The sequence below is a fragment of the Streptomyces sp. NPDC046759 genome, from assembly GCF_040645475.1.
Taxonomy (GTDB): Bacteria; Actinomycetota; Actinomycetes; order Streptomycetales; family Streptomycetaceae; genus Streptomyces.
The window spans coordinates 130396-146069 of record NZ_JBEYYJ010000026.1; the positions used below are offsets into that span (position 1 = coordinate 130396).

General features: G+C 70.7%; 18 protein-coding genes. 11 read left to right on the forward strand and 7 right to left on the reverse strand.

The genetic code is table 11. The features are described 5' to 3' along the window. Nucleotides 1-5 precede the first annotated feature (5 nt). Genes ABZ919_RS30425 through ABZ919_RS30435 form a run of 3 tightly spaced genes read left to right on the forward strand, consistent with a single transcriptional unit; the run spans nt 6 to nt 3549 of the window. Nucleotides 6-1055 (forward strand): sugar ABC transporter permease, encoded by a 1050-nt coding sequence (locus tag ABZ919_RS30425; protein WP_361253851.1) that lies wholly within the window; start codon nt 6-8, stop codon nt 1053-1055. Next, nucleotides 1052-1885: a carbohydrate ABC transporter permease gene (locus ABZ919_RS30430; RefSeq protein WP_361253852.1), complete on the forward strand. Its 834-nt coding sequence runs from the start codon at nt 1052-1054 to the stop codon at nt 1883-1885. Before ABZ919_RS30425 ends, ABZ919_RS30430 begins: the two co-directional genes overlap by 4 nt. Before the next feature lie 26 nt (nt 1886-1911). Beyond that, on the forward strand, nt 1912-3549 hold the full coding sequence (locus tag ABZ919_RS30435) for a glycoside hydrolase family 13 protein (protein WP_361253854.1): 1638 nt from the start codon (nt 1912-1914) through the stop codon (nt 3547-3549). A gap of 292 nt (nt 3550-3841) precedes the next feature. On the opposite strand, the gene sodN is transcribed toward ABZ919_RS30435, so the two are convergent. Continuing rightward, on the reverse strand, nt 3842-4237 hold the full coding sequence (sodN, locus tag ABZ919_RS30440; protein WP_361253856.1) for a superoxide dismutase, Ni: 396 nt from the start codon (nt 4235-4237) through the stop codon (nt 3842-3844). 145 nt (nt 4238-4382) lie between these two features. On the opposite strand from sodN, the gene sodX reads away from it, so the two are divergent. Next, nucleotides 4383-4817, forward strand: a complete 435-nt coding sequence (gene sodX / locus ABZ919_RS30445; RefSeq protein ID WP_361253891.1) for a nickel-type superoxide dismutase maturation protease — start codon at nt 4383-4385, stop codon at nt 4815-4817. On the opposite strand, the gene ABZ919_RS30450 is transcribed toward sodX, so the two are convergent. After that, nucleotides 4721-5350: a CGNR zinc finger domain-containing protein gene (locus tag ABZ919_RS30450; RefSeq protein WP_361253858.1), complete on the reverse strand. Its 630-nt coding sequence runs from the start codon at nt 5348-5350 to the stop codon at nt 4721-4723. The genes sodX and ABZ919_RS30450 overlap by 97 nt on opposite strands. A gap of 100 nt (nt 5351-5450) precedes the next feature. On the opposite strand from ABZ919_RS30450, the gene ABZ919_RS30455 reads away from it, so the two are divergent. Beyond that, nucleotides 5451-6209 (forward strand): class I SAM-dependent methyltransferase, encoded by a 759-nt coding sequence (locus tag ABZ919_RS30455; RefSeq protein WP_361253860.1) that lies wholly within the window; start codon nt 5451-5453, stop codon nt 6207-6209. A gap of 124 nt (nt 6210-6333) precedes the next feature. Next, nucleotides 6334-6456, forward strand: coding sequence for a hypothetical protein (locus tag ABZ919_RS30460; protein ID WP_361253862.1), 123 nt, complete (start codon nt 6334-6336; stop codon nt 6454-6456). A 113-nt stretch (nt 6457-6569) separates the two neighbouring features. On the opposite strand, the gene ABZ919_RS30465 is transcribed toward ABZ919_RS30460, so the two are convergent. Genes ABZ919_RS30465 through ABZ919_RS30475 form a run of 3 tightly spaced genes read right to left on the reverse strand, consistent with a single transcriptional unit; the run spans nt 6570 to nt 9309 of the window. Next, on the reverse strand, nt 6570-7322 hold the full coding sequence (locus tag ABZ919_RS30465) for an amino acid ABC transporter ATP-binding protein (protein WP_361253893.1): 753 nt from the start codon (nt 7320-7322) through the stop codon (nt 6570-6572). A 50-nt stretch (nt 7323-7372) separates the two neighbouring features. Continuing rightward, entirely contained in the window at nt 7373-8317 is a 945-nt protein-coding gene (locus ABZ919_RS30470; RefSeq protein WP_361253864.1) for an amino acid ABC transporter permease, read from the reverse strand. Nucleotides 8318-8355: 38 nt separating this feature from the next. Next, nucleotides 8356-9309 carry an ABC transporter substrate-binding protein gene (locus tag ABZ919_RS30475; RefSeq protein ID WP_361253866.1) on the reverse strand — a complete coding sequence of 318 codons (954 nt, stop codon included), beginning with the start codon at nt 9307-9309 and terminating at the stop codon, nt 8356-8358. Between the two features lie 554 nt (nt 9310-9863). On the opposite strand from ABZ919_RS30475, the gene ABZ919_RS30480 reads away from it, so the two are divergent. The 4 genes from ABZ919_RS30480 (at nt 9864) to ABZ919_RS30495 (ending at nt 13110) form a co-directional block, all read left to right on the forward strand. Beyond that, nucleotides 9864-11087 carry an NADP-dependent malic enzyme gene (locus ABZ919_RS30480; protein WP_361253868.1) on the forward strand — a complete coding sequence of 408 codons (1224 nt, stop codon included), beginning with the start codon at nt 9864-9866 and terminating at the stop codon, nt 11085-11087. A 167-nt stretch (nt 11088-11254) separates the two neighbouring features. Then, on the forward strand, nt 11255-12220 hold the full coding sequence (locus tag ABZ919_RS30485; RefSeq protein ID WP_361253870.1) for a zinc-binding dehydrogenase: 966 nt from the start codon (nt 11255-11257) through the stop codon (nt 12218-12220). A gap of 114 nt (nt 12221-12334) precedes the next feature. Then, entirely contained in the window at nt 12335-12544 is a 210-nt protein-coding gene (locus ABZ919_RS30490) for an HTH domain-containing protein (RefSeq protein WP_040248424.1), read from the forward strand. Continuing rightward, nucleotides 12544-13110 (forward strand): Clp protease N-terminal domain-containing protein, encoded by a 567-nt coding sequence (locus ABZ919_RS30495; RefSeq protein WP_361253872.1) that lies wholly within the window; start codon nt 12544-12546, stop codon nt 13108-13110. Before ABZ919_RS30490 ends, ABZ919_RS30495 begins: the two co-directional genes overlap by 1 nt. A gap of 37 nt (nt 13111-13147) precedes the next feature. Here the strand turns inward: ABZ919_RS30495 and ABZ919_RS30500 are convergent, their stop codons facing one another. Continuing rightward, nucleotides 13148-14185: a PadR family transcriptional regulator gene (locus ABZ919_RS30500; protein WP_361253874.1), complete on the reverse strand. Its 1038-nt coding sequence runs from the start codon at nt 14183-14185 to the stop codon at nt 13148-13150. Nucleotide 14186: 1 nt separating this feature from the next. Then, complete coding sequence (locus ABZ919_RS30505; protein WP_361253876.1) at nt 14187-15095, reverse strand: DUF4097 family beta strand repeat-containing protein; 909 nt, start codon at nt 15093-15095, stop codon at nt 14187-14189. 197 nt (nt 15096-15292) lie between these two features. On the opposite strand from ABZ919_RS30505, the gene ABZ919_RS30510 reads away from it, so the two are divergent. Continuing rightward, nucleotides 15293-15472, forward strand: coding sequence for a DUF6104 family protein (locus ABZ919_RS30510; RefSeq protein WP_003992906.1), 180 nt, complete (start codon nt 15293-15295; stop codon nt 15470-15472). Nucleotides 15473-15674: the final 202 nt, after the last annotated feature.

Consider the following 15674-nt stretch of genomic DNA (forward strand, 5'->3'; position numbering starts at 1 on the left):
GGGCCATGACCGACACCGGGATCCCGTCCGGACCCGCCGCAGCCGGCCCCCGCTGCCCGTCCGGTGCACCGGCGCGGACCCGGCGGCCCCGGGCCCGCGCCACGGCCGGCGCCGGACGGATGGCGGCCCTGCTGGTGTCCCCGACGCTCCTGGTGCTGACGGTCGTCGTGCTCTACCCGACGCTCATGGCACTGCGGGAGTCGCTGTACGGGGTGAAGGGGCTGGACCCGGAGACCGGCTTCATCCGCAGCACCGAGCCGTTCGTCGGGCTGAGGAACTACGCCGGCATCGTCGGCGCCGCCGGGGACCGGTTCTGGAACGCCTTCTGGAACACCACCTTCCTCACCGTCGTCACCGTCGGGCTGGAGACGGTGATCGGCGTGGTCATGGCCCTGATCATGCACCGGGCGTTCAGCGGCCGGGCCCTGGTCCGGGCGAGCATCCTCGTGCCCTGGGCGGTGCCCACGGCCATCTCCGCCCTGCTGTGGCGGTGGATCTTCAACAGCGACGGCATCGCCAACGCCCTGATCGGTCACCAGGTCCTGTGGACCACGGAGGGCTTCCACGCCAAGGTCGCGGTGATCATCGCCGAGGTGTGGAAGACCGCCCCGTTCATCGGGCTGCTGGTCCTGGCCGGCCTGCAGGTGATCCCGAACGAGGTCTACGAGGCCGCCCGCATCGACGGCGCGAGCGCGCTGCGCCGGTTCTGGCACATCACGCTGCCGCTGGTGAAACCCGCGCTGCTGGTGGCGATGCTGTTCCGCTGCATGGACGCGCTGCGGATGTTCGACCTGCCGTACATCCTGATCGGCGCGCAGAAGAGCTCGGTGGAAACGCTGTCCATGCTGGCGCAGAACGAGGCGTCCAACGTCCGCTTCGGCCCGGCCTCCGCCTATGCGGTCCTGCTCTTCCTCTACGTCTTCCTCATCGCGCTCGCCTTCGTACGGCTGCTGGGCGCCGATCTCGTCGGTGGCAGCCGCCTCAGGAGGAACGGTGGCAGCCGCCTCAGAAGGAACAGGTCCCCCTTGGCGCGCCGGGCGGAGGTGACGGCATGACGACCACGGCGAAGTGGCGCGGCCGGCTGCTGTACGCGGGGGTCGCCGCGGTGGTGGCCTACTGCCTGGCGCCGTTCTACTGGATGCTCGTCTCCAGCTTGCGCCGCACCTCCGACATCTTCGACACCTCGCTCGTCCCCTCCCCGGTGTCGTTCGAGAACTACCGCTCGCTGTTCGGCGCCTCCCAGGGCTTCACCCGGGCACTGCTCAACAGCCTGGTCGTGGCCGGTGTCACCACCGTGCTGGCGCTGCTGCTGGCCACGTTCACCGCCTATGCGATGGCCCGGCTGGAGTTCCGCTTCAAGCGGCTGATCCTGACCCTGATCATCGCGACCTCGATGTTCCCGGTGGTGTCGATCGTGGTCCCGCTGCTGAAGCTCTTCACGGACATCGGCTGGATCAACACCTACCAGGCCATGATCGTGCCCAGCATGTCCTTCGCCCTGCCGCTCGCGGTGTGGAACCTCACCACGTTCTTCCGGCAGATGCCGGACGAACTGGAGCACGCCGCCATGGTGGACGGCTGCACCCGGGGTCAGGCCTTCCGCAAGGTCATCGTCCCGCTCGCCGCGCCGGGCATCTTCACCACCGCGATCATCACGTTCATCGCCGCCTGGAACGAGTTCCTCATCGCCCTGTCGATGACCAACCGGCCGGACATGCAGACCGCTCCGGTCGCCATCTCGAAGTTCACCGGAGCCACGACGTACGAGACCCCGTTCGGCAGCCAGATGGCCGCGGGCGTCCTCGTCACGATCCCGCTGGTGGTCATGGTGCTGCTCTTCCAGCGCCGCATCGTCGCCGGCCTCACGGCCGGTGCCGCGAAGTAAGCCCTCTTCCCCTCCTAAGGAGCAGCATGTCCGGCACCGCACCGTGGTGGCGCAGCGCCGTCATCTACCAGGTCTACATACGCAGCTTCGCCGACGGCAACGGTGACGGCATCGGCGACATCGCCGGCATCCGCTCCCGCCTGCCGTACCTCGAGTCGCTGGGCGTCGACGCCCTGTGGATCAACCCGTGGTACAAGTCGCCGATGGCGGACCACGGTTACGACGTGGCCGACTACCGCGCCATCGACCCGCTGTTCGGCAGCGTGGCCGAGGCCGAGCAGCTCATCGAGGAGGCCCACCGGCACGGGATCCGCATCATCCCGGACATGGTGCCCAACCACACCTCCGACCAGCACGCCTGGTTCCTGGCGGCCCTGGCCGCCGGACCGGGCAGCCCGGAACGTGAACGGTACGTCTTCCGCCCCGGCCGGGGCCCCGACGGCGCCCTGCCGCCCAACGACTGGGTCTCCTCCTTCGGCGGCCCGGCCTGGACCCGGCTGCCCGACGGGGAGTGGTACCTGCACCTCTTCGCTCCCCAGCAGCCCGATCTGAACTGGCAGCACCCCGAGGTGCGCGCCGAGTTCGAGTCGATCCTGCGGTTCTGGTTCGCCCGGGGCGTGGACGGCTTCCGCATCGACGTGGCGCACGGACTGATCAAGCACCCCGAACTGCCCGACCTGCCCCCGCGTCCGGCCGGGGTCGGCCGGCGCAGGCACCACCTCGACCACCCCCACTGGGACCGCGACGAGGTCCACGACATCTACCGCGCCTGGCGCAAGGTGGCCGACGAGTTCCCCGGCGACCGGTGCTTCGTCGCCGAGGCCTGGGCGGACACCCCCGAACGGCTGGCGGCCTACGTCCGCGCGGACGGCCTGCACACCGCCTTCAACTTCGACTTCCTGATGGCCAGTTGGGACCCGAAGGACCTGCGTACGGTCATCGACGACTCGCTCGCCATGCTCGGCGCGGTCGGCGCGCCCGCCACCTGGGTGCTCTCCAACCACGACGTCATGCGCCACGCCAGCCGGTACGGCCGTAGGGCGGCCCGGCGCTGGGTGGCCAACGAGCGCTACGAACCCGAAGGCCCCCTCGACCTCGAACTGGGCGTCCGCCGCGCCCGGGCGGCCGCCCTGCTGATGCTCGCCCTGCCCGGCGGCGCCTACATCTACCAGGGCGAGGAGCTCGGCCTGCCCGAGGTCGAGGACCTGCCCGAGGCGGTGCTGCAGGATCCGGTCTGGGAACGCTCCGGGCACACCGACCGGGGCCGGGACGGCTGCCGGGTGCCGATCCCCTGGTCCGGGCGGACCGCGCCGTACGGCTTCAGCCCAAAGGGCGCCTCCGCCGCGCCCTGGCTTCCGCAGCCCGCGGACTGGGCCGCACGCACCGTCGAGGCGCAGACCGGCGACCAGAGCTCCGTGCTGGAGCTCTACCGCGCCGCCCTTCGCCGGCGCCGCGAGCACCCCGCCCTCGGTGACGGCACCCTCACCTGGCTGGACACCCCCGCCGGCGTCCTCGCCCTGCGCCGCGACCCCGGCTTCGTCTGCGTGGTCAACCTCTCCACCGAGCCGTATCCGCTGCCCGACCACACCGCGATCCTGCTGAGCAGCGAACCCGTCGAGGACGGCCGGCTGCGCCCGGACCAGGCGGTCTGGCTGGCGGTGTAGCGGCCTTCGTACCCCGCGGCGCGTCAGTGCGGGCCGGTGCGGCGCGCCGTGGGAGCGGTGTCGGTCGATGACGGAGCCGCCGGGGTGACCAGGCCCGTCCCGTAGGCGAGGAACGACGGCCTGGGCGCGGTCTGCGGAGGGTGAGCTCGGCGAAGACCGGGGGCGTTACCCGGCCGGGCGAAGCAGACCGCACCCGGACCGTCACGGTCGCCGTTCTCGGCGGCCTGCGGACCGGGTGCGGACAGGGAGACGCTGCAATCAAAGAAACCGCAGGTCAGAAGGCTTAAAAAGATCAGGCCTTCTTCGTCTCCCAGAAGATCTTGTCGATCTGGGCGATGTAGTCCAGCGCCTTCTGGCCCGTCGCCGGGTCGGTGGACGCCTTGGCGGCCGAGAGGGCCTTCAGGGTGTCGTTGACCAGCTGGTGCAGCTCCGGGTACTTCTCGAAGTGCGGGGCCTTGAAGTAGTCGCTCCAGAGCACGGAGACGTGGTGCTTCGCGAGCTCCGCGCGCTGCTCCTTGATGACGGTGGCGCGTGCCTGGAAGTGGGGGTCGTCGTTACCGGCCATCTTCTCCTGGACGGCCTTCACCGACTCCGCCTCGATGCGGGCCTGGGCCGGGTCGTACACGCCGCAGGGCAGGTCACAGTGGGCGCTGACCTTGACCGTGGGGGCAAACAGGCGGGAAAGCATGGAGCATTCCTTCCTCGTGATCGTCTTCTCAGGTGCGACATTACTCCCTGAGGAAGGCGATTTCTCGGGTGCCCCCTAGGGCTTAGGACAAAAGTCCAGGGTCAGACTGAGACTGGTGGAGGAACGGACCGGGGAGGTGCCGGGGATGCCGGAGCTGTCGCAGGAGACCGAGCGGGGGAGGGCCGTGGCGCCGTTCGGGCTGGCCGAGGTGACCGGGCCGTCCATGGTGCCCACGCTCCAGCACGGGGACCGGCTGGTGCTGCAGTACGGCGGTGTGGTCCGCCCGGGGGACGTCGTGGTGCTGCGCCACCCGTTCCAGCAGGACCTGCTGGTCGTCAAGCGTGCCGTGGAGCGGCGCGAGGGCGGCTGGTGGGTGCTCGGGGACAACCCCTACGCGGGCGGGGACAGCACGGACTACGGGGTGGTGCCCGACGAGCTGGTGCTGGGCAGGGCGCGTTTCCGGTACCGGCCGCTGCCGGCCGGTCAGCGCTCGCCGCTGGCGCTGGCGCGCTGGGCGCTCTCGGCCGTGCGGCCGCTGCTGCCCGACCGGTCGGCCTCCAGGCGCTTGCGGGCCCGGTAGGCGGCCACGTTGGCGCGGGTGGCGCAGCGGTCGGAGCAGTAGCGCCGGGAGCGGTTGGTGGAGGTGTCGAGGTAGGCGTTGCGGCAGGGGGCCGCCTCGCACAGGCCGAGGCGGTCGACACCGTACTCGGTGAGGTGGAAGGCCAGGCCCATCGCGGCGATGGCCGCGTAGCCCGCCGTGGCGTTCGACGGGTGGTCGGCCAGGTGCATGTGCCACAGCGGGCGGCCGTCCTCGTCGCGGTGGTCGTGGCCGGAGATCTGGGGGCTGACCGGGAACTCCAGCAGGAGTGAGTTCAGGAGGTCCACCGCGAGGGTCTCGTCGCCCTTGTCGGCCGCCTCGAAGACCGCACGCAGCCGCGCCCGTACCGAGCGGAAGCGGGTGACATCGGCGTCCGTGGCGCGCCGGGCCGCCGACGAGTTGGTGCCGAACAGGTCGCGGACGGCCTCGACCGAGGTGAGCGCGTCCTTGCCCCGGGCCGGTTCCTCGCTGTTGACGAGACGTACGGCGTAATCCGAGTAATAGGCCAGTTCCACTTGTAGTCCTTACTGCGGCACTTTATGGTCGTGTCTGCGGTCGGGTAACAGCCGATCGCGCTTCCAGGGTATTACGCGTCACGAGGGGAGACGGGGTTCCATGACCACGAGTACCGGAACCGACTGGGCGGCCTGGCAGGAGAGCTGGGACCGGCAGCAGGAGTGGTACATGCCGGACCGCGAGGAACGCTTCCGGATCATGCTGGACATGGTCGAGGCGGTGGTGGGCACCGCCCCGCGCGTCCTCGACCTCGCCTGCGGCACCGGCAGCATCACCGCCCGGCTGCTGGGCCGCTTCCCGGAGGCCACCAGCACCGGCGTCGACCTCGACCCGGCCCTGCTCGCCATCGCGCGCGGCACCTTCGCGGGCGACGAGCGGGTCACCCTCGTCGAGGCCGACCTCAAGGACCCCGGCTGGCCGGCGAGGCTGCCGCACGACACCTACGACGCGGTCCTCACCGCCACGGCCCTCCACTGGCTGCGCACCGACCCCCTCGAGGCCCTTTACGGCCAGGTCGCCGAACTCGTCCGCTACGGCGGCGTCTTCATGAACGCCGACCACATGATCGACGACACCACGCCCCGGATCAACGCGGCCGAGGCCACCCACAGCCGTGCCCGCATGAATCAGGCCATGCTCGACGGCGCCCTGGACTGGGCCGAATGGTGGGCCCTGGCCGCCGAGGACCCCGTCCTCGCCGCGCCCACCGCCCGCCGCTTCGAGATCTACGGCGTCCACGCCGACGGGGACATGCCGTCCGCGTCCTGGCACGCGCGCGTGCTGCGCGAGAAGGGCTTCGGCGAGGCCCGGCCGGTGTGGTGCTCGCCCTCGGACACGCTGCTCCTCGCCCTGAAGTGACGCGCGGCAGCGGGGCCGGAGGCGCTGATGCCGCTGACCGGGCAAGCGCCCCGGGCGCCGCTGCCCGCGCGTGTGGAGCCGTGCGACGGTGACGGCGCGGTCGCCCGGAAGGGCGGGGCCGGGCATGGCGCCCGCCCAGAAGCTCACCCGGCCGTCGTACCGCGGCGCCGTACCGGAGGCACGGCCGCTGCACAAGGACGGCGGCCTGCCGGCCGTCCGCCACCGCGGCTGCGCGCACCGGCGCTGAAGCCGCAGCCGCTGCCGCTGCCGCAACTGTAGGGAGGCACGCGCGGGAACCGTACGCAAGGGGCGGTACGAGGACCCCGTACCGCCCCTCGGCGTCCTGCGCCGCGGGGTTCGCTACAGAACCTTCGACAGGAACGACTGGGTCCGCTCGTGCTGCGGGTTCGTCAGGACGTCGCGAGGATGACCCGATTCGACCACCACACCCTCGTCCATGAACACCAGGCTGTCGCCCACCTCGCGGGCGAAGCCCATCTCGTGGGTGACCACGACCATGGTCATCCCGGACTCGGCGAGGTCCCGCATGACGTCCAGGACGTCACCGACCAGCTCCGGGTCCAGGGCCGAGGTCGGCTCGTCGAACAGCATCAGCTTCGGGTCCATCGCCAGCGCCCGGGCGATCGCCACCCGCTGCTGCTGGCCGCCGGAGAGCTGCGAGGGGTAGTGCCCCGCCCGGTCGGACAGGCCCACGCGCTCCAGCAGCTGCATGGCCCGCTCCCGGGCCTGCGTCCTGGCCACGCCCTTGACCTGCACCGGCGCCTCCATGACGTTCTCCAGCGCCGTCATGTGCGGGAACAGGTTGAAGCGCTGGAAGACCATGCCGATGTCCCGGCGCTTCATGGCGACCTCGCGGTCGCGCAGTTCGTACAGCTTGTCGCCCTGCTGGCGGTAGCCGACCAGCTCGCCGTCGACGTACAGCCGGCCGGCGTTGATCTTCTCGAGGTGGTTGATGCACCTGAGGAAAGTGCTCTTGCCGGATCCGGAGGGGCCGATCAGGCAGAACACCTCGCCCGGCTTCACCTCCAGGTCGATGCCCTTGAGCACCTCGACATGGCCGAAGGACTTGTGGACGCCCTGCGCCCTGACCATCGGGACGCCGCTCTTGGCCGGGGTGTCCTGCGTCTTGCTGAGCTTGTCGGTCATGCCGTGACCTTCCTGCTCGAGAAGGCCGTCAGATGCCCCTTGACCTTCTGCCACGGGGTCGGCGGGAGGCTGCGGCTGGAACCGCGCGCGTAGTGGCGCTCGACGTAGTACTGGCCCACGCTCAGCACCGAGGTCATGATCAGGTACCAGGCCGCGGCGAGGAAGTACATCTCCACCGGGGCCCCGGAGTTCTGGCCGATGTCCTGGGCGTAGCGGAACAGCTCGGGGAACTGGACGGCCGCCACCAGCGAGGTCGTCTTCAGCATGTTGATCACTTCGTTGCCCGTCGGCGGCACGATCACCCGCATCGCCTGCGGGATGATCACCCGGCGCAGGGTCTTGCCGTGGCTCATGCCCAGCGCGTGGGCCGCCTCGGTCTGGCCCTCGTCCACCGCGAGCAGGCCCGCCCGGCAGATCTCGGCCATGTACGCCGCCTCGTTCAGACCCAGGCCGAGCAGCGCCGTCAGCAGCGGCGTCATGAAGTTCGACCAGTAGTCCTTGTAGAGCGGCATCAGGTTGATGTAGTGGAAGACCAGGCCCAGGTTGAACCACAGGAACAGCTGGACCAGCACCGGGGTGCCGCGGAAGAACCAGATGTAGAACCAGGCGATCGACGAGGTCACCGGGTTCTTCGACAGCCGCATGACCGCGAGGACGATGCCGCCGACGATGCCGATCAGCATCGACAGGACCGTCAGCATGAGGGTCTTGTAGACACCGGTCATGATCCGGTGGTCGAAGAAGTAGTCCGGAACCGCCTGCCAGTTGATGTCGCCCTGGCCGAAGGCGTAGACGATGGCGACGAGGATCGCGATGGCGGCGAGGGCGGATATGTACCGCCCGTAGTGCCGCACCGGGACGGCCTTGACGGCCTCCGGGCCGGCCGGGCGGGCGGGGCTCTCCCCGGCGCTCGGCCCGGCCGTCTTGTCGATGTCAGTCACGGGTGTTGCCTCTCGGTGGCCGCTGCCGCCTGCGCGGGTCACTTGCCGCCGTTGATGACGGACTCCTTGACGGCGCCGTCCTGGGCGCCCCACTTGTGGAGGATCTTCGCGTACTCGCCGTTCTTGATGATCGCGTTCATCGCGGCCTGGAGCGCGTCGCGCAGCTGCGTGTCCTTCTTGGACACGGCGATGCCGTACGGGGCCGCCTCGACCTGCTGGCCGACGACCTGGAAGTCCTTGCCGCCGCCGGAGGTCTTCACGGCGTACGCGGCGACCGGGAAGTCGGAGGAGGCCGCGTCCACACCGCCGGAGCGCAGCCGGGTCTGGGACTGCTGGTCGTCGTCGAAGGGCTCGATGGTGAGCTTCTTGCCGCTCGGACACTTCTTGGCCTCCTGCTTGGCCAGGTCCTCCGAGACGGTGCCGCGCTCGACGGCGATCTTCTTGCCGCACAGGTCCGACCAGCCGTTGATGCCCTGGGTCTCGCCCTTGCGGGTGTAGATCGAGACACCGGCGGTCAGGTAGTCCACGAAGTCGACGCCCTCGCCGACCTTCTTGCCCGTGCCGGGGTCGATGCCGTTCTGGCGGTTCTTGTTGTCGGTCATCGCCGACATGGCTATGTCGTAGCGACCCGAGCGCAGACCCGTGAGCAGGGCGTCGAAGGTGCCGTTCTGGAAGTCCAGCTTGACGCCGAGCTGCTTGCCCATGGCCGCGGCGAGGTCCGGGTCCAGGCCCACGGCGTTGCCGGCCGAGTCCTTGAACTCCACCGGGGCGTACGCGATGTCGGAGCCGACCTCGAGCTTGCCCTTGTCCCTGATCTCCTTGGGCAGCTTGTCGGCCAGCGGGGCGCTGCCGACGCTGCCGGAGTCCTTGGTCTTGTCCTTGGTCTGGTCACCACAGCCGGTGAGCAGCAGGGCGCCCGCGACCGCGATCGCACCGGCCGCTGCCAGACGGGAGCGGGCGGCGGTCGTACGACGGGTGGAGCTTGCGGTCATCGTGGTTCCTCCGGCGGTGGGAAGAGGTGCCGATGGTCAGCGAGAACAAACACCTTCGGGTGTCGCGACCTCGTGGGTTTACCGCATCTTGCCATTCGGACGGCGCCGTTCAAGGGGGCGTTCGTGTCAAAATCGCATAACGGGTGACCCCCGAACCGCATCAGGTCGGTACATCCTTGGTCGTTCACCACCGAACCATCTGCGGGAATACAGCTCTCCGGCCGGAACATCTCCGGTACGTCTCACGATGTGGGCAGCGTGCTCGCCCACGTACCAGCGTTTTCGCGTGCCTCGGTCGGTTGTCAGATGCCCGTCATCTCCGCGTGGCTTTCCGGTTCCGGGATGTGACCTTGCACCTAATGGACTCGTCGTGGGCACCGTCCGTCCGGTAAGAAGGTTCTTTACACCCCTCATCCGGGGCTCAGGGCGCGTGTGCGGCGCGCCCGTCGCGTATGGCCCGTACGTATCAGCAATCGGGCGGTACGCGGTGCCCGCCCACCCCTCACCAGGAGTGGTCGACCCTCAAACCATGCATACCTAAGGGGTAAAACGAAGTGGCAGCGGAGATCGTCAATCCTCGCAGCGACAGCAATACGGACCAGGACGGCGGGGCCGAGCCCCTCGATTCCTTCGATCCGGCGTTCGCGCTGCACCGCGGCGGCAAGATGGCCGTGCAGGCCACCGTGCCGGTCCGTGACAAGGACGACCTTTCCCTCGCGTACACGCCCGGCGTCGCGCGCGTGTGCACCGCGATCGCGGAACAGCCGGACCTGGTCAACGACTACACGTGGAAGTCCTCCGTGGTCGCCGTCGTGACCGACGGTACGGCCGTGCTCGGACTCGGCGACATCGGTCCCGAGGCCTCCCTCCCGGTGATGGAGGGCAAGGCGATCCTGTTCAAGCAGTTCGGCGGCGTCGACGCGGTGCCGATCGCGCTCGACTGCACCGACGTCGACGACATCGTCGAGACCGTCGTCCGGCTCGCCCCGTCCTTCGGCGGAGTGAACCTGGAGGACATCTCGGCGCCCCGGTGCTTCGAGATCGAGCGCCGGCTGCAGGAGCGCCTGGACATCCCGGTCTTCCACGACGACCAGCACGGCACGGCCGTCGTGACGCTCGCGGCGCTGCGGAACGCGGCGCGGCTGAGCGGGCGGGAGATCGGGCAGCTGCGGGCCGTCATCTCGGGCGCCGGTGCGGCCGGCGTCGCCATCGCCAAGATGCTGGTCGAGGCCGGCATCGGGGACGTGGCGGTGGCGGACCGCAAGGGCGTCGTGTCGGCGGACCGGGAGGATCTGACCCCGGTCAAGCGCGAGCTCGCGGGGTTCACCAACAAGGCCGGCATCACCGGCACGCTGGAGGACGCCCTCGCGGGCGCCGACGTCTTCATCGGCGTCTCCGGCGGTACGGTCGCGGAGCAGGCCGTGGCCTCCATGGCCGAGGGCGCCTTCGTGTTCGCGATGGCCAACCCGAACCCCGAGGTGCACCCGGACGTCGCGCACAAGTACGCGGCGGTCGTCGCCACCGGGCGGTCCGACTTCCCGAACCAGATCAACAACGTGCTGGCGTTCCCGGGCATCTTCGCGGGCGCGCTGCAGGTGCGGGCGTCGCGGATCACCGAGGGCATGAAGATCGCTGCGGCCGAGGCCCTGGCCGCGGTCGTCGGTGACGATCTCGCCGCCGACTATGTGATTCCCTCGCCGTTCGACGAGCGGGTCGCCCCCGCGGTGACGGCCGCGGTCGCGGCTGCCGCCCGTGCCGAGGGTGTCGCCCGCCGGTAGCCCGAACGCAATGGCCCCGCCTGCCGAGGCGGGGCCATTTCCTTCCCACCGGCCTTCCTTCCCACCGGCCCGATCCGCGTGCCGAACGGGTGCCCTCAAGGCAAGAGGGCATGTGTCACAGGGCCGCCTGGTTCCGTCGGCTGATCAGCGCACCTAAGGTCGGCTGCATGTTCGCTGTGTACGCCGCCCGAATCGACCGCGACCAGCCGCTCACCGGCCTTGAGTCGGGGGAGCGCCCGGCCCCCGAGGCCCGGCCCGGCTGGAGCACCGTCAAGGTGCGCGCCGCGTCCCTCAACCACCACGACCTCTGGTCCCTGCGGGGTGTCGGCCTCTCGGAGGACCGGCTGCCGATGATCCTCGGCTGTGACGCCGCCGGCGTCGACGAGGACGGCAACGAGGTCGTCCTGCACTCCGTCATCGGCCAGACCGGCCACGGCGTCGGCCCGGACGAGCCGCGCTCCATCCTCACCGAGCGCTACCAGGGCACCTTCGCCGAGCAGGTCGCCGTGCCGACCTGGAACGTGCTGCCCAAGCCCAGGGAGCTGTCCTTCGCCGAGGCCGCCTGTCTGCCGACGGCCTGGCTGACGGCGTACCGGATGCTGTTCACCAACGCCGGGGTGCGGCCCGGTGACTCGGTCCTCGTGCAGGGCGCGGGCGGCGGTGTCGCCACGGCCGCGATCATGCTCGGGAAGGCAGCGGGGCTGCGCGTCTTCGCGACCAGCCGGGACGAGGCCAAGCGGAAGCGGGCCCTGGAACTCGGGGCCGTCGAGGCCGTCGAGACGGGGGCGCGGCTGCCGCAGCGGGTGGACGCCGTCATCGAGACCGTCGGTGCCGCGACCTGGTCGCACTCGGTGAAGTCGCTGCGGCCCGGCGGGACGATCGTCATCTCCGGTGCCACCAGTGGCGACCGGCCCTCGCAGGCCGAGCTGACCCGGATCTTCTTCCTGGAACTGAAGGTCGTCGGCTCCACCATGGGTACCAAGGAGGAGCTGGAGGACCTGCTCTCCTTCTGTGCCGCGACGGGCGTCCGGCCGGTCATCGACGAGGAACTGCCGCTGGACCGGGCCCGTGAGGGCTTCGAACGGCTCGCGTCCGGGGGGCAGTTCGGGAAGATCGTGCTGACCAACTCCTGAGGCCGTCCTGGGGGACGGTCGCCGGGCGGGTCCGGGTGTCCGGGCCCGCCCTTTCGCGCACTCCGGGTGTCAACTTTGATTGACATGGACGGGGTGTCAATGTAGGTTGACGTCATGACCGAGGCAACCGATCTCGCCGAGCGCGCCGGTGACCGTGATCCGCGGATCGGGCTGCGCGCCGTGGCCGCGCTGCGCAGGCTGCTGGAGCAGCTGGAGGCGGTACAGGTGCGCAGTGCGCGCAATCAGGGCTGGTCGTGGCAGGAGATCGCCGCGGAGCTCGGTGTCAGCAGGCAGGCCGTGCACAAGAAGTACGGGAGGCAGTGATGTTCGAACGCTTCACCAGGGACGCCCGAGAGGTCGTGCAGGGCGCGCTCGCCCACTGCGAACGCTCGGGTGAGCGGACCGTCGGCGCCGAGCATCTGCTGCTCGCCCTCCTCGACCGCGAGGGCAGCCCCGCGTCCTGCGCGCTGGCCGCGCTCGGGCTCGCCGGGCGCGAGGCGTCCGTGCGGGAGGCGCTGGACGAGGCGCGGCGGCGGGGCGGGCTGTCGCGGGCCGAGTCGGACGCCCTGGCGGGACTGGGGATCGACGTGCCGGAGATCGTCGCCCGGGTCGAAGAGGTGCACGGCGCCGGGGCGATGTCCGGCGACCCCGAGGACCGGCACCGCCGGCCGGGGCGTCGGCCGGGCTTCGGCCGCGGCGCCAAGGGCGTCCTGGAGAAAGCGCTGCGGGTTGCCGTCGGACACCGCGACCGGCACATCGGGGACGAGCACCTGCTGCTGGCGCTGACCGTCCTGCCCGGGGTGACGGGCGAGGTGCTGGCCGACCACGGGGTGACGCACGCGTCGGTGACCCGCGTGCTGTACGGCGCGGGAGAGGCGCAGGCCGGCTGAGGCACCGGCGGGCCGCCGCCCTGCTCCTCCCTCCGGATCAGGCCTTCCGTGTCCGCAGGAGCGCGCCGATGTGGGCCGCCGCCGCGGACAGGTGACGGCGGGCCTCCCCGAGCTGGGCGGAAGTGACTCCGTGGTCGCGGGCCGCGTCGCGGATGTCGTCGCGGAAGCGGTCCAGGAGGCGGTCCAGGTCACGGGTCGGTTCGCCGGTGAACTCCTCGTGCGCCCAGGAGGGTTCGTACTCCGCGGGGAAGTCCTCGGCGGGCCGGACGTGGGGCGTGTCCGACGGCGGGGCCGCGGGGCCCGGGGCCGGTGCCTCAGGGGTGCGCGGAGCGCCCCATGACTTGCCGAAGTCGCCCAGTTCCCTGGCCAGTTCGGACAGCCCCTCGCGGACACCCGTCGGCCAGTCGCCCTGGGTGAAGTGGTCCTGGACGCGGTCCTGGACCTGGCGGGCGATGCGCTGCATCTCCTCCTGGGCCTGGGCCCGCGCCCGCGCCTGCGCCTCCTGGGCCTGGCGGCGGGCCCGCTGGGCCTCCTCGCGGGCCCGGCGGCTCTCGTCCTTGGCGCGGCGGGCCTGCTCCTTCCACTCCTGCCTGGCCCGGCGCATCTCCTCCTTGGCCGCCCGCCAGGCCTCCTTGTCGGTGAGGTCGCCGTGGTCCCCGGAGGGGCCCGCTGTCGTCCCCCCGTTCCGGCGGGCCTCGGACGCGGCGGCGCGCATCTCGCGACGCAGATCGCCGGCCGCACCGCGCACGTCGGCCTTGATCTCGGCGGCCAGTTCCGCGACCGACTCGCGGATCTCCAGCTCCAGATCGGCCAACTCACCGCTGCGATCGGCCAGTTCGGCGCGTCCCGCGTCCGTGATGGCGTACACCTTCCGGCCGCCCTCGCTGGTGTGCCTGACGAGACCTTCGGCCTCCAGTTTGGCCAGCCGGGGGTAGACCGTGCCCGCCGACGGAGCGTACAGCCCCTGGAAGCGTTCCTCGAGGAGCCTGATCACCTCGTAGCCGTGGCGCGGGGCCTCGTCCAGCAGCTTGAGCAGATACAGGCGCAGGCGCCCGTGGGCGAAGACGGGGGGCATGTCAGAGCACCTTCTTGTCGGTCGTGCCGTCGGCGGCGGGGGCGGAGCCGGGGGCCTGCGAGGGCTCGGAGGGACCGGACTCCCACGGTGTGTCCGCCTCGTCCTCGCGCGGCGGGCGGCGCAGCAGGGCGATCGAGCCGGAGACCGTCGTGGCCCGGAGCCTGCCCGTGCCCGCGCCGAGGCGGCCGGTGATCTTGTGGGCGCCCCACTGCCCGTGCACCCGCAGTCCGTCGAAGGCGTTGGAGATGGTGCCGCTGGCGGTGTTGGCCTCCACCTCGGCGTCCCCCGGGTGCGGCAGCCGGATGGCGATCTCACCGGAGACGCTGGTGAGGCCGACCTCCGTCGGACCGTCCGGGTCCAGATCGACGATCATGGAGCCGCTGACGGAGTCGGCGCGGACGGAGCGGCCGGAGCCCTCGACCACCGTCAGATCCCCCGAGACCGAGTTGAAGCGCAGGTCACCGGTGACCGCCTGGGCTTCCAGGTTCCCCGAGACGGTGTCCGCGCGGACCGGGCCCGAGACGCCGACCAGGGTCGTGTCGCCGGTCACGCCCTTGACGACGGCGGGGCCGCGGATGCCGGAGACGACCGCACCGGCGCCGACCACGCCCACCTCCACGCGGGTGTCGGCGGGGACCGCGAGGGAGACGACGGCGCTGCGCCGCCAGCCCCTGTGGTCGAGCCACTTGAGGAAGCCCTTCCAGGGCAGGTCCTCGTAGGCCACGGTGAGGGTGTCGCCCCTCTGGGTCACCACCAGGGGTGGTCCCTCGATCTCCGAGATCTCGAGGCGGGCGGGGCCCTCGTCCGTGCCCACCACGTTCACCGTGCCGTTGACGATGCGGACGTGGAGGTCGCTCACGCGGGTGTCGAAGGTCAGCTTCTGGGGCTCGGTGACGGACCACTCGGGCATGGGTGCCTCCTCGGCGGGCGTGGACAGGGACGCGACACGCCATATCGCGTCCTGTTGGAAACACGATATATCGTGGATGCGGCAAGTCAAGGCGCCCAGGCACCTCCGGGGCGCGGGGAACGGAGATCCCCCGGGTGTTGCTTAGGCTGTCCCTGAAGCCACCACCTTTATGGATGTTCACGCAGGAGACGCACCCCATGTACTTCACGGACCGCGGTATCGAGGAGTTGGAGAAGCGGCGCGGCGAGGAAGAGGTCACCTTCGAGTGGCTCGCCGAGCAGCTGCGCACGTTCGTGGATCTCAACCCCGACTTCGAGGTGCCCGTCGAGCGGCTCGCCACCTGGCTCGCCCGGCTCGACGACGAGGACGACGAGTAGGCGACGCGCGGACCACTCGCCCCTTCCGGGACTTCGAGGCGTCCGCGGGCCGGGCACACGCGCTCAACCGCCCCCGGCCAGGCGAAAGGGCCCGGTACCGAGCAAGAACCTTCCGTTCTAGTGGTCGTCGCAACACCCCAGTTCAGGGGATGCGATGGACTTCGAGATTCGGAAGGTGCGGAGCCCTCAGGGCCGCAAGAAG